Below are 22,335 nucleotides of genomic sequence, written 5' to 3'. Positions count from 1 at the left end.
GCGCGGAACACTGTCAGTCGATCACGCGGACGGGATCGTCCAGCCAGACTTGCTGGCCCTCCGGCGCGACCGTCATTCCGAACCGCTCACGGCCGGGACTCCCCCACGAGACCCAGCGCAGGAACGCCTCACGCAACTCCGCCCACAGGTCGCGAGACCCGCGCCGGGCCACCGTCGGCGAAGCTCCGTCCGCACGGCTCACCCGAGACGGACGGCACGTGCGGCCGCTGCGCGCGCAGCACCATGAAGACGCTGCCGCCGTGGAACCGCCCGACCGCGCCGCCGTCCCCGGTCACCGTCAGCCGGACGCGATGCCCGGCCTCCCAACCGGGCATCCACGGGAAGACGACCAGCCCGCCCGGCCGCATCTGCTCGACCCACGCGTACGGCACCCCTGCCAGGATGCGCCCCGGTCGCCTTTCCATCGCGTGAGACTCACCGGACGCACCTGTGTCGCGGCCGTCAAGGCATCTGGGTACTGGCGATGATTTCGCGGGCGTTCTTGCGCATCAGGGATGCGGCTACGGATGTGCCCAGGTCGTGAGCGCGGTCGCGGGTGTTCCATTCGTGGGCGTCGGCGAAGGTGGCTCCGTCTCGGCTGAAGACCATGCCGATCAGGCTGAGGCGGCCGTCTTCGGTGGTGCGGCAGTGGCCCGCGATCGGGCTGTTGCAGTGGCCTTGGAGGGCGTGCAGCAATGCTCGCTCGGCGATGATGTGGGTCCGGGTTTCGGCGTGGTCGATCTTTTGGAGTAGTTCGACGACTCGGTCGTCGGACTTGCGGCATTGGACGCCGACGACTCCGGCTCCGATGGCGGGGCACATCTCGTCCGTCGTCAGAATCTGCCCGACGCGGTGGTCCATGCCGACTTTGGCCGATCTCTTTCATGAACAGGCCCTTGCCACCCAGGTCCGACAGATCGCCCTGGTGGCGGTCCGCCGAGGTCTCGATCGGCACGTACTCGACCCGCAAGGGCGGCAGGACGGCCGTCAAGGCGTCGATGACCCGCCCGGCGTACGCGCGGGCGAGCTGCGACGTGCGCCCGCCCAGCCGGAGGACGCCGGACGGGAAGGCTTCGCGGAAGTCCCCGTCGGTGGGAGCGGTGGTCATGGTTCAAGCTTCTCCGGTCGGCGGATCGACGGGCCGCGGAAGCAGGTATCCACCACCCCGGCTTGCTGGTGGTTTGTACGCTTCGGGGGTGATTCGGGTGCTCATTGCTGAGGATCAGCACGTGGTGCGGGGTGCGCTTGTCGCGTTGTTCCAGTTGGAGGACGACCTGGAGGTCGTCGCTGAGGCCGCTTCTGGGGATGAGGTTGTGGCTGCGGCGCGGGCGGAGCGGCCTGATGTTGCTGTGCTCGATATTGATCTGCCTGGGCGGGACGGGCTGGCCGCGGCTGCTGAGTTGCGGGAGGCGGTTCCCGGGTGTCGGACGTTGATGTTGACCGGGAACGGGCGGCCCGGGTATTTGCGGCGGGCGTTGGAGGTGGGGGCGGCCGGGTTCGTTCTGAAGACCGCGCCGCCTGATGAGGTGATCGCGGCTATTCGTACCGTGGCGGCTGGGGGGCGGGTGCTTGATCCGAGTCTTGCCGTCACCGCTTGGGAGATGCCCGGGAATCCGCTCACGCCTCGGGAGAAGGACGTGTTGGGGCTTGCGGCCGAGGGCGCCGAGCCTGGGGAGATCGCTCGGCGGTTGCATCTTTCGGCGGGGACTGTGCGTAATCATCTGACGTCTGTTGTTGCGAAGCTCAATGCGCGGGGGCGCGGCGATGCGATTCGCATCGCGCGTGAGGCCGGGTGGATCTGACGGCGTCAGGTCACGCGTTTGCGGAGTAGGCAGAACTCGTTGCCCTCCGGGTCGCTGAGGACGTGCCAGGATTCTTCGCCGGTCTGGCCCACGTCGGCTGGGCGCGCGCCTGCCGCCAGAAGGCGTTCCAGTTCGGCGTCCTGGTCGCGGTCGGTGGCGTTGAGGTCGATGTGCAGGCGCAGCTTGCCGGTTTTGGGCTCGTCGGTCTTGCTGAGGATCAGCGTCGGCTGGAGCCCGCCGAAGCCCTCGCGGGGGCCGATCTCGACGTCTTCGCCGTCGCGGTCCAGCACGACGTAGTCCAAGACCTCGCACCAGAAGGCGGCGAGGTTCTCCGGGTCGTGACAATCCAGGACGAGTTCGGTGATACGGGAGGCCATGCGCCGTCCCTACCCCGCGACACCGGGCCCATGCTGGTCGGGGACGAGCGCCGTGACGCGGAAGCGGCCGTCCCCGAGCGGCCGCGCGTCGAGCGTTCCACCGAGCAGCGCCAGCCGCGTCCGCAGGTTGCCGATCCCCGCGCCCGGCGGCGTCACCGCGTCCGGCGCGCCGTCGCTCTCCACGACGAGCCGGACCCCGCCGCCGATCGTGATCGTGCAGTGGGTCGCGGTGCTGTGGCGGAGGATGTTCGTGACCGCCTCGCGGAGGACCGCGCTCAGGGCCGCGCCCGTGTCGCCGACCGGCGGGTCGGAAGCGGTGACGGTGACGGTGATGGCGGCGGCCGTCAGGACCGAGCGGGCCGAGTCGAGTTCCGCGCTCAGGTCGAGGCTGGGGGCCGCGCCGGTGACGGTCGCCATGTCCGCGCGGGCGCGGGTCGCGAGTGCGGCCATTTCGGCGCGTTCCGTCTTCGCGCGGACCGGGTCCACCGAGGCCAGGCGCCGCGCCAGCTCGCCTTTCAGCAGCAGCGCCGCGAGGCTGTGGCCCAGGAGGTCGTGCAGGTCCCGGGCCGCGCGCAGGCGGTCCTGGACGACGGCGGCGCGGGCGAGGCCGGCGTCGGCGGCGCGCAGTTCGTCGGCCAGGGACGCGACGCGCGTCAGGCCGAACACCACCAGACCGGTCACGACCGCGCTGACCGCCGTGTTCACCACGACCGTCGCGGACTGGTCGTACGCGACCGCGATCCCCGCCAGGCTCGCCGCGACGGCCCCGGCCAGCGGCCACGCCGCCCGCGCGGGCAGGACGACCAGCAGGGCGCCCGCCAGAAAGCCCGCCACGCCGCCCCACGCCCGTCCGAGCCACAGCAGCGGCAGATAGCTCAGCACCGCCTGGACGAGCAGCGGCCACGCGCGCACGCCCGGCCGCGTCCAGTGCAGTTGCAGCGCGCACGTCGCCGCGAGCAGCGGGACGGCCCAGAGCGCCTGCCGGGGCGACATCAGCAGCAGCCCCTTCGCGCAGAACCCCAGCAGCACGACGGCGAGCACCGCCACCGCCAGCCGGTGCTCGCCCGAGCGCGGCGGCGCGGCCTCCGGCAGCCGCCGGACGGACGCCTCCACGCGGAACCGCCCGTCCGGGTCCAGCCCCGTCGTGAACCGCCCGCCCGCCGCCCGGACGCGTTCGGCGAGCGCCGCGAACGGCTGCCCGCCGCGCTCGGCCGTCCGGACGCCGTCGCCGACGACCCGCAGCACCAGGTCCGCGCCGCGCTCCTCGGTCTCGATGAAGCAGTGCCGCGCCGTGCCCTGCCGCACGACGTCGGTGACGGCCTCGCGCAGCACGGCGGCGAGCAGCGCGCCCGCCGGGCCGAGCGGTTCGGCGTGCCCGATCGCGACGGTCGCCGCGACGTCCGCCGACGCCAGCAGCCCGCGCGCCGCCGCGACCTCCGGCGCGAGCGACAGGCTGCGCAGGTCGGCGGCGGCCGTCCGCGCCGCCGCGAGCGTCGAGCGGGCGGTGGCGAGCGCGTCGGCCAGCTCGTCGGGCCGCTCGGCGGCGCGCGCGACGGCGTCCAGGCCGCGCCCGAGCGTCGGTTCGAGTTCGGCGGCGATCCGCAGCCGCTCCTCGTCCACGGCCGCCGCCGCGAGGGTGAGCCGTGCCGCGTGGACCTCCGCGACGCCGCGCGTGAGGCGGCCGAGGCCGTACACGACGAGTCCGGTGAGGACGGCGGAGATCGTCACGTCCGCGACGACGGGCGTCCAGCCGTCCCGCACGCCCGCGATGACGGCGGCGCTGACGGCGACGAGCAGACCCGTCCGAAAAGCGGACCGCAGCAGCAGCGCCCCGACCACCAGCCCGAGCGTCCCCACGGAGATCCCGAGCCCGGCGACCGCCGCGTACACCAGCGCGGCCTCGGCGGCGACCGCCCACCGCGCCGGGACGGCCGCGCGCAGGTGCAGCGCGACCGCCGCGACGAGCAGCACCGCGACGGCGGCGGCGCGCGGCGGGTCGCCGATCGCCCCGAGCCCGTTCACCGCGGCGAAGCCCGCGACGACGACCCCGGTGACCGTACGAGCGGTACGCGGATGCGGATTAACGGCGAATCACCCCAGATAGGACGGACGATCCACGCAATTATGCTCGGCTACCATGCGGGCCGTGGAAATCCTGGAGCCGGACGCCTGGCAGGCCCGCGCCGCCGCGCACGAGCGCCGCGTCGCCGCCTGGACCGGCCCGTACCTGCGGCGGCGCGAACGCGGCGAGGCCCACCCCGTCGAGGACTTCCTGTTCACCTACTACTCCAACCGGCCCGGCCGCCTCGCCCGCTGGCACCCCGGCGCGGACGTCCTGCTGCGCGGCGCGCGCGACGTCGGCCCGGACTACCGGCGAACCGACGACGGCGCGCTGCTGGACACCGCCAAACTCGTCGAACGCCGCCGAACCTCCATCGAGTGGACCGCCAAGCTGCTCAGGGCCACCGCGGACCGCCCCGCGCACTTCGGCTGCTTCGGCCTCCACGAGTGGGCGATGGTCTACCGGACGCCCGAGATCCGGCACGAAGCCTGGCCGCTGCGGCTCGACGCCGACGAGATCGCGGCCGTCGTGGACGAACGCGGCGTCCGGTGCAGCCACTTCGACGCGTTCCGCTTCTTCACCCCGGCGGCCCGCCCGCTCAACACGCTCCAACCCACCCGCGACGCCCAGCATGATCTGGAGCAGCCCGGCTGCCTCCACGCCAACATGGACCTCTACAAGTGGGCGTACAAGCTGTCGCCGCTGGTCCCGAGCGAACTCGTCGCGGACTGCTTCGCGCTCGCCCGCGACGTCCGCGCCGTGGACATGCGCGCGAGCCCGTACGACCTGGCGGCCCTCGGCTACCCGCCGATCCGGATCGAGACCCCGGCGGGCCGCGCCGAGTACGCGGCGATCCAGCGCGGGTTCGCCGACCGCGCCGCACCGCTCCGCGCCCGCCTGAGCGCCGCCTGCGAGAACCTGCTCGTCACCCGGTGAGACGGGCCGCGCGCGCCGTCAGATACAGGCGTTCGGGCGCGCTCGGCGTCAGCTCGGCGGCGCGCCGGTACGCGGCCACCGCCGCCGGGACGTCCCCCGCCCGCTCGTGCAGATGCGCGCGGGCCGCCGGAAGGCGGTGGTTGCGGGCGAGCCGCGGATCGCCGTCCAGCGCGTCGAGGACGGCCAGGCCCGCCGCCGGGCCGCGCGCCATCGCCAGCGCCACCGCCCGGTTCAGCGTCACGACCGGGCTGTCGGTCATCCGCTCCAGCACCTCGTACAGCGCGTGGATCTGCGGCCAGTCCGTCTCTGACGCGGACGCGGCCTCGTCGTGCAGCGCCGCGATGGCCGCCTGCACCTGGTACGGACCGGCCGGGCCGCGCGGCAGCGTCCGCTCCAGCAGGGCGACGCCCTCGGAGATCGCGGCGCGGTCCCAGCGGGAGCGGTCCTGCTCCGCGAGCGGCACCGGCAGCCCCGCCGCGTCCGTGCGGGCCGCGCGGCGCGCGTCGGTGAGCAGCATCAGCGCCAGCAGCCCCGCCGCCTCGCCGTCGCCCGGCAGCAGCCGCACCGCCAGCCGCGCGAGCCGGATCGCCTCCCGCGCCAGCCCGACGCGCTGCAACGTGTCGCCGCCGCTGACGTAACCCTCGCTGAACACCAGATAGAGAACGTGCAGGACCGCCGCGACCCGCGCCTCCCGCTCGGCCGGCTCCGGCGGCCGGAACGGCAGCCCCGACGCCCGGATCGCCGCCTTCGCCCGTGCGATCCGCTGCGCCATCGTCGCCTCCGGGACGAGGAACGCCCGCGCGATCTCGGCCGTCGTCAGCCCGCCCACCGACCGCAGCGTCAGCGCGATGGCGGACGGCGTCGTCAGCGCGGGATGGCAGCACAGGAACAGCATCGTCAGCGTGTCGTCGTCGGACGGCGCGTCCGGCGGCGGCGCGGACCGGTCGGCCGCGACGCGCTCCTCCCGCGCCCGCCGCGCCGCGTCGCCCCGGATCTGCTCGACCAGGCGGCGGCTCGCGACCTGGACCAGCCAGCCGCGCGGCCGGTCCGGGACGCCGTCGCGCGGCCACTGCTCCGCCGCCGCGAGCAGCGCCTCCTGGACGGCGTCCTCGGCGGCGCAGAAGTCCCCGTACCGGCGGGTCAGTACGCCGACGACCTGCGGCGCGAGCGTGCGCAGCAGGTCGTCGGGGGCGGGGCCGGACGTCAGTCGAACTCCGGGAGGACGCCGATCGGGCGCACCTCGATCGGCATGTTCAGCGGGCGGCCGCCCGGACCGGGCGCGGCGGACGCGGCGGCGGCCAGCGCGACGGCCCGCGCGTCGTCGGCGACGTCCACGATCCAGTACCCGGCCAGCCACTCCTTGGTCTCGGGGAACGGGCCGTCCGTCACGACCGGCGCGCCGCCCTCGCCCGACCGGACGATCCGCGCCGTCGCCGGGTCGGCGAGGCCCTGCGCGTCCACGAACTCGCCGTCGGCGGTGAGCCGGTCGTTGAACTCGCCCATGTACGCGATGTGCGCCTTCACCTCCGCCTCCGTCCACGTGCTGATCGGCGGGACGCCGGACTGGGCGCTGAACTGCATGAGCATCATGTACTTCACGGTCGTTCCCCTCTCGGCCGCGCCGCCCTCGGGCGCGTCCACCCGGGGGTCGAGGCCGACCGCGCCGTTCTCGACATCCGCCGCGAAAAAAATCTCAGGCGTTCTTCAGCAGGTCGTCGAGCATCGCGTCGTAGTCGTCCTCGGGGCGGCCGAGGTCCACCCGCGCGCGGTACCGCAGGCGCAGCAGCGCCTCCAGGCTGTCCTCCGCGAGCGCCGCGTCCTCCGCCGCGCCGCCCGAGCCCCGGACGGCCAGCACCACGTCCGCGCCGCGCGTCGCCCACTCGTGGCAGCCCGCCGCGTCGCCCTGCTCGTACAGGACCTCCGCGACCGCGCGGTACACCTCGGGATCGCGCGGGGCGTCGGCGTCGATCCGCGCGACCAGCGCGCGGGCGTCGGCGTCGCGGCCCAGCTTGAACAGCGCGTCGGCCAGGTAGGCGCGGGGGTCGCCGTAGGTCTCGCCGCCATCCTCCAGCGCCGCGCGGTACAGCGCCGCCGCGGCCTCGTGGTCGCCCGCGTGCTGCCACTGCTCCCCGGCGCGCAGCAGCACGTTCGCGCGGGACACCCCGCCGGACACGGCCTCCGCCAGCTCGGAGAGACGCCGGGCCGCCGAGATGTGATCGCCCGTGCGCAGGGTGTCGAACTCCAGGTCGTCGAGATCGTCTTCCGTCACATGCGTCACGGTTCAACGCTACCCGCCGGTCGGCGACCGAAGCGGGCGAATCGACGATGATCGTGAAACATCTACACGTACATGTCGCGACATGGACACCGTGCGTGCGCTCAGCGGCGGGCGCGTTCGAGGGCGTCCCAGAAGCCCCGGCGCAGCGCGTGGCGCACCTCGTCGTGCAGCAGGAAGTCGATCGGCAGCGCCGAGCCCTGCAGCAGCCGCGCCTCCAGATCGGACGGCATCCGGGGCTTGCGCGCCAGGACCGCCTCCAGCCACAGCGCGGGCGCGTCCCGGGCGACGGACTCGCCGAAGTCCTGGCCCTCCTGGTGGGCGGCCTTCACCGCGTCCGACAGCGTGGGCGCGGTCTGCCGGGCGACCTGCTGCGGACCGGTGTACGGGCCGTGCTGCTGCGGCGGCTGTTGCTGCTGCTGCGGCGGCGGGGGCGTCGCGGGCTGCGGCGGGAGGTACTGCGGGCCGGACGACTGCGGCGACGGCGGGGACGGCGGCGCGGCGGGCGGCGGGGCCGCGCGGCCCGCCGACCCGAAGTCCACCGAGCCCGGGTCGGCCGGGGCCGGGCCGGGCGCGCGGTAGCCGGTGCCGTACTCGCCCGTGCGGTACTCGCTCTTGCCGTACTCGCTCTTGCCGTACTCGCTCTTGCCGTACTCGCTCTTGCCGTACTCGCTCTTGCCGTACTCGGTCTTGGCGTACTCGTTCTTGCCGTATTCGTTCTTGCCGTACTCGCCCGTCCGGTACTCGCCGGTGCGGTACTCGCCGGACCCGTAGTCGGCGGACGAGCCGTAGTCGGAGCGGTACTCCGGCGACGACGTCGGCGCGGGCACCGGCAGGCCCGTCAGCGGCGTCGACGGCGGCGCGGACCGCTGCGTCGAGTGCCGGGGCACCGGCGCGAGATCGCCCAGCGAGCCCGTGCCGTGCCCAGCCGTGCCGTGCCCACCCGTGCCGTGTCCATTGGTCAGCGGGCCCGCCGCCGGGAGCGCGGGCTGCCCGGACGGCCCCGCCTGCACCGCGTCGCCGCCGCTCACCACCGTCACGAACGGCCGCAACTGGCCCGACGCCAGCTCGACCAGGTCGTCGCACTCCTGCCGCAGGACGCGCGACACCGCCACGCCGCCCTCCACCGACACGTGGACGACCGTCACCCGGACCCCGAAGTCCTGCGCGTCCGCCACGACCCGCGCGACGTCCTCGTCGCCGCTCACCACGACGGCGTCGGCGAGCGCGCCGTTGCGGGCGAGCGTCATCAGGTCGCGGTGGATCTCGGCGTCCACGCCCTCGCGCCGCCCCGGCCGGATCTTGCCCAGCCGCAGCTTCAGGCCGGGCAGGTCCGCCAGCGACTCGTGCTCGGGGGCGCGGCGGCCCTCCTCGGTCGCCTCGTACCAGTAGCAGCGCAGCAGCGGCACGCCGGTCCGCTCGCGCGCGAGGTTGCCGAGCAACTGCAGCAGCCCGCCGAAGTCCCAGGAGACGGCCTCGCGGCGGCGGGTGCCATGTACCGCCATCGCGCCGTCGGCCAGGAGGTAGCCGGCGTCTACGAACAGCGCGCAGCGATCCATGCGACACCGCCCTTCCCTTAGCACGGGCCTTCCCTGAGCACGGGGCCCGGCGGCCGTCCCTGCGGGCGGACCGTCATGTGCGTCCTCCCGGCTCGGGGACGTGGACCGGCGCGGGGCCCCGGGCGTCATGAGCGTAGTGAAGCCCGCGAGCCACGTAGGCCGTTACGGAGATTCGCCACTCTTTCAGACGATCGCCCGGCGCGCGACCCCCCGAACGGGGTTTTCGCACGTCGCCGTGCGCGTCAGGGCTCCGCGGGAGCCGGGGCGGTGACCGTGACGACGCCCGCGAGGACCGCGTCCTGCCCGGTCGTGAGGGTGAGGACGGGGTCGCGGCCGAGGACCGCCGCGCAGGAGTCCACATCGACGCCGAAGGTCAGCTTCGGGCCGAGCGCGCCCGCCGCGGACCCGTCGAGGACGTTCCCCGCCGACCGGTCGCCGCCCGCAGGGACCAGCGGACGGCCGCCGAGCAGCAGCCGGTCGCCGGGCAGGTCCGCGTCGCCCTCCCACGCGACGAGGCCGACGCGCGCGGGCGTCGCGCCGGTCGCGAGCAGGCCGTCCGGGCGGACGTCGAGTCGGTGCGCCGCGCCGGGGCCGAGCGCCGTCGCGCCGTCCAGCACCATCGCCTGCCCGGCGGGGGCGCGCGCGTCGCGGACGACGGCGACCAGCGCCCAGCCCGCGTACCGGCCGGGGCCGGGCGTCGACGGCGCGTCCGCGCCCCACCAGACGCCGCCGCCGCGCGCGCGGACGAGCGCGGTGACGTCGGCGAACGCCTGGTAGGCGGAGTAGTCGGGCAGCCGCGCGCCGCTCGTCTGCGCCGCGCGGACGGTCGTGTACCGGGCCGCGCCGGGGCCGCGCAGCCGCATCGTGACGGGCTTCGCCCCGACCGGCGCGACGGACGCCGCGCCGGACCAGTACAAGCCCGCCCACAGCACGTCCCGCCCGGCCGGGACGGCGAGCCGCGCCGCGCTGGACGACAGGGTCGTCGGGTCGTCGTCGCGGTCGGCGGGCCGCATGACGTACCGGTCGTTGTCGCGCACCGGGCCGCGCCGGTCCAGCGCGGCGCGGCACGCGGGCTGGACGGCGCCGCAGTCGTAGAGGGCGTTGCCGACCGCGACGGTGCGGACGTGCCCGCGCTCGGCGAACCGGGCGGCCATCCCGTCGGCGGCGACGCCGCGCGGCGCGCTCGCGGCGACGGTCCGCGCCCCGCCCGCGCGCAGGGTGAGGCGCGGCGGGCCGCCGAGCGGCGCGTCCGCCGCGACGCGGACGCGCAGGTACGCGGTGGTCTCGCCGCCGGGGCCGACCGGTGCGTGCGCGCACGCGACCGTGCCGCCGCGCGGGCGGCAGGCCCAGCCGTCGCCGGGCGGCTCGGCGGGGACGAACGCGACGGCCGTGCGCCCGGACGTCGCGCCCTCGTAGGCGACGCCGGGCGGCAGCAGCACGTCGGCGGCGAGGTCGGCGGTGCGCGCGGCCCCCCGGTTGGCGACGGTCAGCGCGACGATGCCGGGCCGGTCGCGCACGAGCGACCCGACCGTGCCGATGCGCGCGGTGACGTCGCCGGTCACCGGGTGCTCCGCGACCGGGCCCGCCGCGGGCCGGTCCCGCGGCGCGCCGGGCGGCTGCTGCGCGGGCGGCTTCGCCTGCGCCGGCGGCGGCGCGGCCGGCGGCGCCGCGGGCGGTGCGGCGGGCGGCGCGGGCCGGGCGGCCTGCGGCGCGCCGGGCCGGTCCGCCGCCGGACCGCCGCCGCCGGGAACCGGCGTCGTCCCGGACACCAGCGCCAGCGCCAGCCCCGCCGCCGCGAGCGCCATCGCCACCGCCGCGCCGCCCGCCGCGGCCTGCTGCTTCTTCGGCATCCGCCGGACGCGCCGCAGCCGCGCGACGACGCCCGCGCCGAGCGGCGGCCCGCCGTGCGCGAGGTAGGCCAGGCCCGCCGCGCCGAGGACGATCGGGCCGAGGCCGTCCCGCAGCGCCGTGTTGACGTCCGTCAGCTCCGCGAAGATCGCGCGGCACCGGCGGCAGCCGTCCAGGTGCCCGTCGACCGCGCGCGCGTCCCGCCGGGACAGGCCGCCGCGCACGTGCGCGCCCAGCTTCTCCAGCGTCGGGCGGCACTCCGCCCCGGCGGGCGGCGGCCCGCCCGGCAGCGGGGCCGCCGGATCGGCCAGGTGCATCTGCAGGTACGCCTGCCGCAGCCCCTCGCGCGCCCGGTACGCCAGCGCCGCGACGCCGTTGGCCGTCAGCCCGAGCAGCGGCGCGACCTCCGCGGGCTTCGCGCCCTCGATCTCGGTGTGCCACAGCACGGCCCGCCACCGCTCGGGCAGCGACCGGTACGCGCGGACGACCATCGAGCGCTCCAGGCCCAGCAGCGCGGGGTCGTCGAAGTCCAGCGGCGCGTCGAGGCGCTCGATCTCCCCGGTCGGCTCGGTGCGGCGGTCGTCGCGGTGCCGGTCGTAGACGGCGCGGCGCACCGACGTCAGCAGGTACGGCCGGAAGTCGGCGGCCGGGCCGGAGCCGCGCCGCAGCGCCGCCAGGACGCGGGCGAACGCGTCCTGCACGGCGTCCTCGGCGACGTCGGGCGGGGCGAGATGCCGGGCGAGCGCGCGCGCCGCCGCCAGATGGCGTTCGTACAGCGGGCCGTAGGCGTCGAGGTCGCCCGCGCGGACACGGGCCAGCAGCGCGGCGTCGCTGGTCGCGCCGGGGGCCGGGCGGGGGGCGTTCTCGGCCATCTCGGCCACGGGAGGGCTCCTTGCCGTGACGTCACCGGACGGTATCCGGGCGGAAAAGAGGGGGTCGACCGCAAACTGTAGTTCCTCGCACACCCACTGTCGCGGTAAATGCACGGCCAAACCGCGTCATGGCCCGGCCCGAGCCCCGTGGGAGGGGTGTGACCGGGTGAACGACCAGGACAAGGAGAGGCGACGGGGAATGGTGGATCTCTGGAGCGGGCGGCGCCCCGGGGAGCGTCTGGTGCCGGGGCCGGGGGAGCTGCGCGAGCGGTGGCGCGGCCGGAGCGCCGAGGCGGGGTGGTCCCTGCCGGGCGACTGGTGGACGCCCGCCGTGGAGTCGGTGGTGTCGGCGGCGTGCGGGGAGCCGGGCCTGGCCGTCGCGTGCCGGCGGCTCGGCGAGGCGCGCGGCCGCGCGGGCGTCGGGATCGGGGAGACGCTGGAGGACCTCGGCGCGCTGTTCGCCGAGCTGAGCTGGCCCGACCCGCCGCTGTCGCTGGTGCGCTGCGCGGCGGAGGGCTGGGCGGACGGGGGCGCGCCCGCCGCGCCCGACACGGCCTGCGCGGACCCGCTGACCGGGCTGATGACGGCCGCGTACCTGCGCGGGCGGCTCGGCGAGCTGTACCGGGAGGCGGGCGGCGCCCCGACCGGGCACGTGCTGCTCGTCGTGGACCTCCCGGCGGGCGGGGAGCCGTGGCGGCGGCTGTCGCGCTCGCTGGTGGTGGCGCACGAGCTGCGGGAGGTGTTCCGGCGCGGCGAGACGGTCGCGTTCGCGGGGCCGTCGCGGGCGGTGGCGCTGGTCCCGGCGGGCCGCCGCGCGGAGGCGGACGCGGCGGTGCTGCGGACGCTGCTGGACGGGGCGCTCGGCGGGGACGGCGAGGCGGCCGCCCCGGGGCCGGACCGGCTGGGCGCGGAGCTGTTCGCGGCGGAGCGCTTCCGGACGTCCGACGCCGCGTGCGGGCGCGCGGTCGGCGGGGACTGGACGGGCGGCGTCCGGACCCGCGCGACGCGCCGCAGCGCCGCGCACGCGTGCCGCCGCCGCGGGCCGGACGCGCCGGGCGCGACCGGCGGCGCCGACGGGACGGACGGGGAACCCGGCGGCGGGCGCGACGCGTTCGCCGTGCGGATCGTCGTCCCGCCCGACGACCTGCGGGAGGCTCTGGCGCTGCTGGAGCCGACCGCTTCCTGACGCCGTCCGGCGCCGTGCCGGGGGGCGCGGCGCCGGACGGCGCGTCCGGGCGCGTCCGTCCCGAGGAGGGGGCGGGACGGACGCGCCCTCGGGCTTCTCCCGGTCAGTCGGTGATGCGGACCTCGGCGAGCCGGGTCAGCGAGCGCGGCGTGGCCGGGGCGTCCCAGCGGACGCGGGCGGCGCGGCCGTCGAGTTCGATCGTCGCGATGGCGTTGTCGAACCACGGCCCGTCCGTCAGCCGCCAGGCCAGCGGCGGCGCGGGCACGCGGGCGAGCCGCGCGAGCGCGCGGGTGGCGTTGGCGAGCGTGCCGGAGATCCCGAGCCGCTGCGCCCACCGGTACTTGCGCGGCAGCGGGTTGCGCAGCGGCGAGCAGACGAGCTGCGCGATGCGGGATTCGGTGGCGGGCTCGGTGACGCGCGCGACGTAGGAGTAGTGGACGTCCCCGGACAGGAACGCGATGCTCGCGGGCGCGGGGCCGCGCTCGCCGCGTCCGACCGCGACCAGGTCCGCCGCGACCTCCCGGAAGGACGCGCCGAACGCCGCCCAGTGCTCCAGGTCGGCGGCCTGCCGGACCTTCTCGCCGAACCGCGCGGCCCGCGCGCCCCACGCGCCGCCCGCGACGGCCTCGTTCCACGCTTCGGCGTGGTGGATGCCGGGCGCGAGCAGGTACGGCAGGGAACTGGCGACGAGCAGGTGGTCGACGCCGCCCTGGAGCTGCCCGTCGAGCCAGGCGAACTCCTCGTCGTCCAGCATCCCGCGCCGGTCGGGGGTCAGCAGGCGCGAGCAGCGGCTGTCCACGACGACGAGCCGCGTCCCGCCCCACTGGTGCGCGTAGCTCCAGCGGGCCGTGGCGGGTTCGGCGTCGGCGCGCTCGGCGAACGCGTCGAGGACCGCGCCGCCGTCGCCGCCGTCCGCCGACGCGGCGCGCACCGCCGCCAGGACGGGGTCGGCGGCGCGTTCCTCCGGCGACAGGTTCCCGAGGTGCTGGTACACCCAGTAGGACGCGATCCCGCCGACGATCCGGTCCCGCCACCAGGGCAGTTCCGCCATCTGCCGCCGCCACGCGTAGGACGTGTTCCAGTCGTCGCGGATGTCGTGGTCGTCGAAGATCGCGAAGGTGGGGACGGTGGACAGCAGCCACCGCACCGCCGGGTCCTCCACCCACGCCATCGCGTAGAGGCGCGTGTAGTCCTCGAAGTCCGCGATCTCGTCGGCGGGCTCGGCGTCGGGGCCGTGGCGTTCGAGGACGGCGGCGCGCATCTCGTCGCTCAGCTCGTCGGCGTACACCTGGTCGCCGAGCATGAGGATCGCGTCGGGCCAGACGGCGTCGGGTTCGGCGAGCCGGTGCGCGTACGCGGTGAGGGAGTCCAGGCCGTGGACGCGGCGCGGGTCGGGCGAGCGGCGGCACGAGCCGAACGACAGCCGCAGCGGCCCGGACGGGTCGAGGGTGCGCAGCGCGGGCGGCGGGAACTGCGATCGGTCGCGCGGCCAGACGCGCTCGCCGTCGATCTCGACCTCGTAGGGGACGCTCGCCCCGGCGGCGAGCCCGGTGACGTCGACGAGCGCGTAGTGGTGGCCGTGGACGGCGAACGTCGCCGCCGCGCCGGTCCGCTCCCCGGCGCGGACGGTCACCTCGGCGGGCCGGTCGGTCTCCACCCAGACGGTCGCGGTGTGCTCGCCGACGTGGCGGAGGAGGGGGCCGAGCACCAAAGCGGTCATGGTTCGACTCTCTAGCGGATCGAGGGCGGTTTCGTCCATTGAGACGAACGGGACATCGGGGCGGTGCCATTTCGTACGGCGGAATTTCCGGGTCGTGCGGACGTTTCGCGCCGTGCGCTCGACCTCGCTGAGCACGCTTTTTCGTCCGGGGGACGAACATCGGCGCGCCCGATGCGCACGCGCGTGAGTACCGCGCGGCGCGCGGACGGCCCATCCTGACCCGACCGACCACTCCGGCCCCCCGCGGAGGACACCGATGCGGTTCCCCACCCGCCGTACCGCCTGCGCGGCGGGCGGAACGCTGCTCCTGCTCGCCGCCGTGCCGCCCGTCCCGTCGGCGGTCGCCGCGCCCGTCGCGCCCGCCGCGCGGGAGGAGACGCCCGTCACGACGAACTCGTCGCCCGTGACCGGCGTCGCGGAGAGCGTCGTGCGGGTGAAGATCCCGCTGCCCGCGTCGGTCGGCACGCATCCGGCGGACTGCGACTGGGTCTCCTACCTGCGGTTCCGCGACAAGAACGGGCCCGCCGCGTCGGCCGACGCCGACCGGGTTCTCGTCGCGCAGCCCGGCATCTTCGAGGGCGCGGCGGCATTCGACAGCGTCGCGCGCAACACGATCACGGAGGCCGCGAAAAAGGGGAAGCACATCGAGTTCTGGGCGCTGGACCGGCGCTCGAACTGCCTGGAGGACAACACCGGCGTACTCGCCGGGTTGAAGGCCCGCGACCCGCACACGGCCGTCGATTACTACTACCGGAAGAAGGCCGTGGACGGCCGCGTCTTCGCCGGGTACCAGGGCAACGACCAGCTCAAATGGCTCGGGAACGTCGGGCTGGAGCAGACCGTCCGCGACCAGTACGACCTGCTGCGCGCCGAACTCCCCGACCAGCGGACGCGCCGCGACAAGGTCCTGTGCGGCGGCCATTCCCTCGGCGGCACGATCACCGGGTTCTTCGCCGAATGGGACTTCGACGGGAATCCCGCCACCACCGACGACGCGGGATACGCGCAGTGCGGCGGGTACTTCGCGCTCGACACGCGCGTCTCCACGTCCGCGCTCGGCCTCGGGGACCTGCCCGAGGACGCGGTTCCGCTGCTGAAGTCCGGCGCGGACGCGGTGAAGGCCGGACTGGACGCCGGAATCGTCCCGCGCGCGCTCGCGCTGCCCGCCGTCATCAACCCCGAGACGATGAACCTGCTGGCCATCGCGGGTCTCGCCGCCGACGTCGCGCCGGACGCCCGGTCCGACCTCGCGACGTACATCCCGTCCAGCTTCAACCTCGAAACGACGTTCCGGCTGCTGTTCTCCCGCGACTTCGCGACGTTCGTCTCCGGAACTCCGAAGGTGCAGGACTTCCGTTTCACCAATGACGCGGCGCTCGGCGGCCTGCTGGACGACAATTCGCAGCCGCTCGCCTTCTTGCAGGCCAGCGTCGGTTTCGTCACCGGCGGCCCGGTCGTGGACAAGGACTTCCCGCTGCCCAACGACCTCATCCTCTCGGGGAACGGCGCGTTCGCGAACCTGCTCGGCACCGAGCGGAAGGCGATGTTCGCCACGCCCAACGGGCCTGTTTACGGCTGGCAGAACTACAACGCGCTGAAGAACGTCGCCAAGGCGAAGGACGGCCAGCCGTTCACGACCCCCGCCAAGGAGGTCACCGACATCCGCGAACTCGCCCGCAGCCTGGCCGAGCACCCGATCGACTTCACCGAGGACTATTTCCCGACGCGGCTCGTCACCGACATCTCGCTGGCCAAGGCGCCCGGTGTCGCGGACGGGGCCGTCCATCCGGACGGCATCACGGCGAACCCCGTCATCAACCTGGAGGCGGGCGACGGGATCGGGGCGCGCAGCCCGCAGCCCGGCGACGTCATCGCGCCCGGGTACCAGCACCTCGACGTCCTGACGGCGTCGGCCGTCCAGAACGACGGGAAGCCGGAGCCGATCTCCACGGCGCTCGCGGGGTTCGCGATCCGCTGACCTGCGGGCCGGGTCACCGCGCGGGTTAGGTTAGCCTGTCCAAACCCGCGCGGCCCGGCGCCTTCCTCTCCGCCGGCGCGCGACCCCCGCCGCCGAAGGAGAGACGCCGTATGGGCTCCGAGCCGGTTCCCCGACCCCGCCCGGAACCGCCGCCGTCCGCCGCGACTCCCGCGGACGGACGCGCCACCGCGAGCGGCGTCCTGCGGCACGCGCTGCGCGCGGCGCGGCGGCCCGTCGCGGGCGCGGCGCTGCTGCTCATGGCGTGGCAGGTCTGCGAGGCGCTGGTGCCCGTCGCGATCGGCGCGGTGATCGACCACGCCGTCGCGCCGCAGGACGGCCGCGCGATCCTGCTGTGGCTCGGCGGGCTCGCCGGGCTGTTCCTCGTCCTGTCGCTGTCGTTCCGGTTCGGGTCGCGGCTGGCGCGGCGGGCCGCCGAGGAATCCGCGCACCGGCTGCGGACGGGCATCGCCGGGGTCGTCCTCGATCCGCGCACCCGGCCCGACCCGGCGCGGCGCACGGGCGCGCTGGTGTCGGTCGCGTCCGCCGACGCCGACCGCGTCGGGCAGGTGTTCAACGCCGTCCCCCGGACGTGCGCGGCGCTCGTGTCGGTCATCGTCGTCGCGGTCGCGCTGCTGCGGATCTCCGTGCCGCTCGGGCTGCTCGTGCTCGTCGGATCGCCGCCGCTGCTGCTGCTCATCCAGCGGCTCGGCGGGCCGCTGGAACGCCGCTCGGGCGCGGAGCAGTCGCGCGCCGCCGAGGCCGCCGGGCTCGCGACCGACCTCGTCACCGGGCTGCGGGTGCTCAAGGGCGTCGGCGGGGAGCGCGCCGCCGCCGACCGGTACCGCGCCGCCAGCCGCCGCTCGCTGCGCGCCACGCTGCGCGCCGCGCACGCCGAGGCGCTGTACTCGTCGGCGACGATGCTGCTCACGCTGTGCTTCCTCGCGCTCGTCGCGCTCGTCGGCGGGCGGTTCGCGGCCGAGCACCGGATCAGCGTCGGGGACCTGGTCGCGGCGGTGGGGCTGGCGCAGTTCCTGCTCGGGCCGCTGTCGGCGCTGACGGTCATGGGCGCGCTGCTGGCGCGGGGCCGCGCGTCGGCGGCGCGCGTCGCGGACGTCCACGCCGCGCCCCGCCACGACGGCGGCGGCCCGGCCCCGACCGGCGACGGCGTCCTCGACGTCACCGTGGACGGCCTTCGCTTCACAGCACGGGCCGGGGAGATCCTCGGCGTCGCCGCCGACACCGGCACGGCGGCCGCCCTCATCGACGCCCTGGCCGACGCGCCCTACACCCCGGCCAACGCGGTCCACGTAAACGAAACCCCCGTCGCCCACCTCTCCCCCGACGCGGCCCGCCGCACCCTCCTCGTCGCCCGCCACGACGCCCCCCTGTTCGCCGAGACAGTACTGACGAACATCACCGCAGCCGCCTCCACCGCCACCCGCTCCACCACCCCCGCCGCTCGCGCCGCCGCCACCCCCACCGACCCCAGCGCCAACAGCGACACCCGCCCCGCCGCCCCTGCCGCAGACAACACCGACGCCCGCTCCACCGACACTGCCAACGACAACGCCCACACCCGCTCCACCGCCCGTTCCGCCGCGGACAACGCCGACCTCCGTTCCGCCGTCCCCGCCGCCGACGCTCGCGCCGACGCCACCGCCCCCACCGGCCCCGGCGCTTCCGCCGCAGACAGCACCAACGCCCGTTCCGCTGTCCCCGCCGATGTCGCCGCACCCGACGGACCTGGTGCCGCCGCCGACGTCCGTTCCGCCACTACCGCCGCCGCCAACACCGACGCCCGTTGCGTCGGTTCCGCCGACGACACGGACGCCTGTCGGGCCGACCCCGCCGACGACACGGACGCCCGTTCCGCCGACGTCCGCGCGGGCGTCGCCGCTCCGGCCGGTGCGCGCGGCGGGGTGCTCGACGGGGTGCTCGACGGGGTGCTCGACGGGCGGGTCGCGGCGGCGATCCGGGCCGCCGACACCGACCAGGTCGCCGCGACGCTCCCCGAGGGCCTCGACACCGTCCTCTCCGAGCGCGGCGGTTCGCTGTCCGGCGGGCAGCGGCAGCGCGTCGCGCTGGCCCGCGCCCTCGCCGCCGACCCGGCCGTCCTCGTCCTGCACGACCCGACGACCGCCGTGGACGCCGCCACCGAGGCGCGCGTCGCCGCCGGACTCCGCGCCCTGCGCACCGGCCGCACCACGGTCATCGTCGCGACGAGCCCGGCCCTGCTGGCCGCCTGCGACCGCGTCCTCCTCGTCACCGATGGAGCGGTCCGCACCGAGGGCACCCACACCGTCCTCGCCGCCACCGACCCGACCTACCAAGCCCTGGTGATCGCATGACCATCCCGGCGCCGCTGCCCAATGCGTTGCCCGATGCCCTGCCCGTCGCGGGCCGGCCCGAGACCCGCCGCGCCCCGCACGGCCCCCCGCGTCCGCACCGCCGCTTGGCCACCGCCCCCCTCGCGACACTCACCGCCGCCGACCTACCGGAACCTCTGGTGATCGCATGACCACCCCCGCGCCGCTGCCCGACGCGTCGCCCGGTGCGCTGCCTGACGCGCTGCCCGTCGCGGGCCGGGCTGAGACGTGCCGCGCGCCGCGCGGACTGCTGCGCCCGCAGCGAGGGTTGACCGCCGCCCTCGTGACGCTCGCCGCCGAACCGGCCGACCGGGACCTGGTGATCGCATGACCGCCCCCGACATCTCGCCCGCCGCCCTGCCCGACAGGCAGGCCGACGCGTTGCCCGTTGCGGGACGCGCTGAGACGCGGCGGGCGTTGCGCGGGTTGCTGCGGCCGCATCGGGGCCTGGCCGTCGCCGCATTCGGGACGCTCGTCGCCGCGACCGCGTGCGGGCTCGTCGTCCCGCCGATCCTCGGGCACCTCGTGGACGTCGTCCTGGACGGGCGCGGCGCGGGGGCCGTCACCGTCCCCGTGCTGCTCATCGTCGCCGCCGCGGTCGGGCAGGCCGCGCTGACCGGCCTCGGCAACGCGCTCGTCGCGCGGCTCGGCGAGACGATGCTCGCGGGCCTGCGCGAACGCGTCGTGGACCGCGCCCTCGGCCTCCCGCTGGACCGGGTCGAGCGCGCCGGGCGCGGCGACCTGGTCGCCCGCGTCGCCGGGGACGTCGCCGTCATCGCCACCGCCGTCCGCTCCGCGCTGCCCGCCATCGCCGGAGCGGGCCTGACGATCGCGCTGACGCTCGTCGGCCTCGCCGCGCTCGACTGGCGGTTCGCGCTCGCCGGGCTGCTCGCCGCCCCGATCCAGCTCCGGACGCTGTTCTGGTACCTGAAGCGCTCGACGCCGCTGTTCGCCGCCGAGCGCGCCGCGTCGTCCGCCCGGACTCAGCAGCTCCTGGACTCGGTCGGCGGCGCGGACACCATCCGCGCGTTCGGCCTCGGGGACCGGCACGTCGCCGCCGTCGAGGAGCGGTCCGGCCACGCCCTCGGCTACGCGCTCGCCGCGAACCGGCTCGCGACGCGCTTCTACGGGCGGCTCAACTCCGCCGAGTTCGTGGGGCTCGCGGCGATCCTCGGCGTCGGGTACCTGCTCGTCGGGTCCGACGCGGTGACGGTCGGCGCGACGGCCGCCGCCGCGCTGTACTTCCACCGCCTCTTCGACCCGATCAACACGCTGCTCGGCCAGTTCGGGACAGCGCAGGAGGCCGCCGCCGGGCTCGCGCGGCTCGTCGGCGTCGCGGACGCGCCGGTCGCGGCCGGGGGCGGCGGCGCGGAGCCGCGCGACGGCTCGGTGGACGTGCGCGGCGTGTCGTTCGCGTACGCGCCCGGCTACGAGGTGCTGCACGACGTGACGCTGTCCGTCGCGCCCGGCGAGCACGTCGCGCTCGTCGGGACGAGCGGCGCGGGCAAGACGACGCTCGCCAAGCTCGTCGCGGGCGTCCATCCGGCCGGGGCGGGCCGGCTCGAAATCGGCGGCGCGCCTGTGGAAAACCTCGGCGAGGACGCGCTGCGCCGCCACGTCGCGCTCGTCACCCAGGAGGTCCACGTCTTCGCGGGCCCGCTCGCGGACGACCTGCGGCTGGCCGACCCCGCCGCAGACGACGCCCGGCTCCGCGCCGCCCTCGACCGGGTCGGCGCGCTGGAGTGGGCGGACGCCCTGCCGGACGGCCTCGCCACCGTCGTCGGCGAAGGCGGCCACCGGCTCACCACCACGCAGGCGCAGCAGCTCGCGCTGGCGCGGCTGCTGCTGGCGGACCCGGCCGTCGTCGTCCTGGACGAGGCCACCGCCGACGCGGGCAGCGCGGGCGCGCGCCGCCTCGACGCCGCCGCGGCGGAGGTCCTGCGGGGCCGCACCGCCCTGGTCGTCGCGCACCGCCTCAACCAGGCCGCCGAGGCCGACCGCGTCGTCGTCCTGGCGGACGGCCGCATCGTGGAGGACGGCCCGCACGACGCCCTGGTCCGCGCGAACGGCCGCTACGCCGCCCTCTGGGAGGCGTGGTCCGGCGCGCGCGCCGGATAGGGTCCGTCCGCATGGCCGAACCGACACCCCCGAAGATCCCCGCGCGGCCCGCGGCCGCGTCCCCGCTGGACGACGACCTGCGCGACGACGGCGTCTACCTGTCGCTGCACTACGCGGGCGCGGACCTGGTGGGCCGCGACGCCGAGGACGTCGAGTTCGAGCGGGTGCGCTTCACCGACGTCCGCCTGTCGGACTCGCGCCTCCGCAACGCCGGACTCGCGGACGTCGAATTCACCGGCTGCGACCTCGCCAACGCCCGCTTCCTGGACTCGCGCCTGTTCAACACGGCGGTGACGTCCTGTCGGCTGACGGGCGCGCACTGGGTCGAGTGCGGATTCCGCGACGTCCTGTTCGACGGCTGCCGCGCCGACCTTTCGAGCTTCCGCTACGGCCGCTTCAAGCGCGTTCTGTTCCGCGACTGCAACCTTGAGGAGGCCAACTTCCAGAACGCGGACCTGCGCGGCGTCCGCTTCGAGAACTGCAAGCTCGCGGGCGCCCAGTTCAGCGGCGCGAACCTCACCGACGCCCGTTTCACCGGCTGCGACCTCTGGGACGTGGCGGGCGTCGAGAACCTGCGCGGCGCGATCCTGTCCGCCGCCGACGCCCAAGCCCTCCTCCCGGCTTTCGCCGCCGCCCTCGGCATCACGATCGAGCCCTGACGCGGGCCCGTCACAGGGAGACGATCGCGAGGCCGCCGAGGTAGAGCGCCCAAGGGGCCGCCATGACGGCGCGGGCGGCGCGTGCGCCGGGGAGCCGGGTCAGCGCGAGCGCCGTCAGGACGGTCAGGCCCGCCTCGGCGGCGGCGAAGCCCGGCAGGCCGAGGAACAGCGCGACGAACGACGCCGGGAACGCGAGCGCCGCCGCCGAGACGTGGACGAGCGCCGCCCAGCGGAACGGCCCGGCGACCACGCGCGGCGCTCCCTCCCACATGACGCCGGTCACCAGCACGGCGAAGGCGTTGAGCACGACGCAACCGAACACGCTCGGCAGGATCTCGCCGAGATCGCCGGGCGACGTCACCGCGAAGAACCCCACCCACTGCAAGAACGGCAGCGCGAGCGTCCCAACGAGCGCGGTGAACAGCAATCCCGCACCGCCCGGCCCCCGCACGATTCCCGTCGACGAATCAACGAACCCCACCCCGGCACACCCGACGTCCGGCGTCGGACCAACAGCGGACGGCCCGACGTCCGCCGAAACCAAAGCTCCCATCTGCGGTCCGGCGGAGGCGACGCC

Annotated in this window: 19 protein-coding genes and 1 pseudogene; 8 read left to right on the top strand and 12 right to left on the bottom strand. The window is 75.9% G+C overall.

Features of this window, described 5'->3' with window-relative positions; genetic code table 11:
• Positions 1-128: 128 nt before the first annotated feature.
• The 3 genes and pseudogenes from G339_RS0115745 to G339_RS41075 form a co-directional block, all read right to left on the bottom strand.
• A complete protein-coding gene (locus G339_RS0115745) occupies positions 129-425 on the bottom strand; it encodes a methyltransferase domain-containing protein (RefSeq protein WP_169514742.1) in 297 nt (98 codons plus the stop codon).
• A gap of 37 nt (positions 426-462) precedes the next feature.
• Positions 463-861 carry a type 2 periplasmic-binding domain-containing protein gene (locus G339_RS39860; protein WP_019632043.1) on the bottom strand — a complete coding sequence of 133 codons (399 nt, stop codon included), beginning with the start codon at positions 859-861 and terminating at the stop codon, positions 463-465.
• 21 nt (positions 862-882) lie between these two features.
• Positions 883-1,108 (bottom strand): annotated as a pseudogene (locus G339_RS41075) (hypothetical protein); the annotation flags it as partial.
• An 88-nt stretch (positions 1,109-1,196) separates the two neighbouring features.
• On the opposite strand from G339_RS41075, the gene G339_RS0115735 reads away from it, so the two are divergent.
• Entirely contained in the window at positions 1,197-1,802 is a 606-nt protein-coding gene (locus G339_RS0115735) for a response regulator transcription factor (protein WP_026341489.1), read from the top strand.
• 5 nt (positions 1,803-1,807) lie between these two features.
• Here the strand turns inward: G339_RS0115735 and G339_RS0115730 are convergent, their stop codons facing one another.
• Together G339_RS0115730 and G339_RS0115725 are read right to left on the bottom strand one after the other, a co-directional pair.
• Positions 1,808-2,179, bottom strand: a complete 372-nt coding sequence (locus G339_RS0115730) for a VOC family protein (protein ID WP_019632041.1) — start codon at positions 2,177-2,179, stop codon at positions 1,808-1,810.
• 9 nt (positions 2,180-2,188) lie between these two features.
• The gene (locus G339_RS0115725) at positions 2,189-4,201 is read right to left on the bottom strand and encodes a sensor histidine kinase (protein WP_019632040.1); all 2,013 of its coding nucleotides are present in this window, start codon (positions 4,199-4,201) and stop codon (positions 2,189-2,191) included.
• Between the two features lie 115 nt (positions 4,202-4,316).
• Here G339_RS0115725 and G339_RS0115720 point away from each other — a divergent pair, with 115 nt between their 5' ends.
• Complete coding sequence (locus G339_RS0115720) at positions 4,317-5,177, top strand: hypothetical protein (RefSeq protein ID WP_019632039.1); 861 nt, start codon at positions 4,317-4,319, stop codon at positions 5,175-5,177.
• Here the strand turns inward: G339_RS0115720 and G339_RS0115715 are convergent.
• From G339_RS0115715 to G339_RS40865, 5 genes are all read right to left on the bottom strand, one after another.
• Complete coding sequence (locus tag G339_RS0115715) at positions 5,167-6,384, bottom strand: RNA polymerase sigma factor (RefSeq protein WP_026341487.1); 1,218 nt, start codon at positions 6,382-6,384, stop codon at positions 5,167-5,169. The genes G339_RS0115720 and G339_RS0115715 overlap by 11 nt on opposite strands.
• Positions 6,381-6,767 (bottom strand): YciI family protein, encoded by a 387-nt coding sequence (locus G339_RS0115710; protein WP_033323342.1) that lies wholly within the window; start codon positions 6,765-6,767, stop codon positions 6,381-6,383. Before G339_RS0115710 ends, G339_RS0115715 begins: the two co-directional genes overlap by 4 nt.
• A 103-nt stretch (positions 6,768-6,870) precedes the next feature.
• The gene (locus G339_RS0115705) at positions 6,871-7,446 is read right to left on the bottom strand and encodes a tetratricopeptide repeat protein (protein WP_019632036.1); all 576 of its coding nucleotides are present in this window, start codon (positions 7,444-7,446) and stop codon (positions 6,871-6,873) included.
• Positions 7,447-7,556: 110 nt separating this feature from the next.
• Complete coding sequence (locus G339_RS0115700) at positions 7,557-9,011, bottom strand: NYN domain-containing protein (RefSeq protein ID WP_026341484.1); 1,455 nt, start codon at positions 9,009-9,011, stop codon at positions 7,557-7,559.
• A gap of 242 nt (positions 9,012-9,253) precedes the next feature.
• Positions 9,254-11,731, bottom strand: a complete 2,478-nt coding sequence (locus G339_RS40865) for a sigma-70 family RNA polymerase sigma factor (protein ID WP_084693288.1) — start codon at positions 11,729-11,731, stop codon at positions 9,254-9,256.
• 241 nt (positions 11,732-11,972) lie between these two features.
• Between G339_RS40865 and G339_RS36740 the strand changes: the two genes are divergently transcribed.
• On the top strand, positions 11,973-12,917 hold the full coding sequence (locus tag G339_RS36740; RefSeq protein WP_157407731.1) for a hypothetical protein: 945 nt from the start codon (positions 11,973-11,975) through the stop codon (positions 12,915-12,917).
• A 103-nt stretch (positions 12,918-13,020) separates the two neighbouring features.
• Here G339_RS36740 and G339_RS0115685 read toward each other — a convergent pair whose 3' ends face one another.
• Positions 13,021-14,637, bottom strand: coding sequence for an alkaline phosphatase D family protein (locus G339_RS0115685; RefSeq protein WP_019632034.1), 1,617 nt, complete (start codon positions 14,635-14,637; stop codon positions 13,021-13,023).
• A 256-nt stretch (positions 14,638-14,893) separates the two neighbouring features.
• Between G339_RS0115685 and G339_RS0115680 the strand changes: the two genes are divergently transcribed.
• From G339_RS0115680 to G339_RS0115660, 5 genes are all read left to right on the top strand, one after another.
• A complete protein-coding gene (locus G339_RS0115680; RefSeq protein ID WP_019632033.1) occupies positions 14,894-16,615 on the top strand; it encodes a hypothetical protein in 1,722 nt (573 codons plus the stop codon).
• A 110-nt stretch (positions 16,616-16,725) separates the two neighbouring features.
• Positions 16,726-18,963 (top strand): ABC transporter transmembrane domain-containing protein, encoded by a 2,238-nt coding sequence (locus G339_RS39435; protein WP_019632032.1) that lies wholly within the window; start codon positions 16,726-16,728, stop codon positions 18,961-18,963.
• Positions 18,964-19,129: 166 nt separating this feature from the next.
• Positions 19,130-19,312, top strand: a complete 183-nt coding sequence (locus G339_RS0115670; protein WP_019632031.1) for a hypothetical protein — start codon at positions 19,130-19,132, stop codon at positions 19,310-19,312.
• Positions 19,309-21,099 carry an ABC transporter ATP-binding protein gene (locus G339_RS0115665; RefSeq protein WP_019632030.1) on the top strand — a complete coding sequence of 597 codons (1,791 nt, stop codon included), beginning with the start codon at positions 19,309-19,311 and terminating at the stop codon, positions 21,097-21,099. Before G339_RS0115670 ends, G339_RS0115665 begins: the two co-directional genes overlap by 4 nt.
• Before the next feature lie 11 nt (positions 21,100-21,110).
• A complete protein-coding gene (locus G339_RS0115660) occupies positions 21,111-21,758 on the top strand; it encodes a pentapeptide repeat-containing protein (RefSeq protein WP_157407729.1) in 648 nt (215 codons plus the stop codon).
• A gap of 10 nt (positions 21,759-21,768) precedes the next feature.
• Here the strand turns inward: G339_RS0115660 and G339_RS0115655 are convergent, their stop codons facing one another.
• Positions 21,769-22,239 (bottom strand): hypothetical protein, encoded by a 471-nt coding sequence (locus tag G339_RS0115655; RefSeq protein WP_157407728.1) that lies wholly within the window; start codon positions 22,237-22,239, stop codon positions 21,769-21,771.
• Between the last annotated feature and the right edge of the window lie 96 nt (positions 22,240-22,335).

It is taken from the genome of Actinomadura atramentaria DSM 43919 (genome assembly GCF_000381885.1).
Classification (GTDB): domain Bacteria; phylum Actinomycetota; class Actinomycetes; order Streptosporangiales; family Streptosporangiaceae; genus Spirillospora; species Spirillospora atramentaria.
Note: the sequence above shows the minus strand (reverse complement) of the source record. Positions and strands in the feature narration are given on the sequence as shown.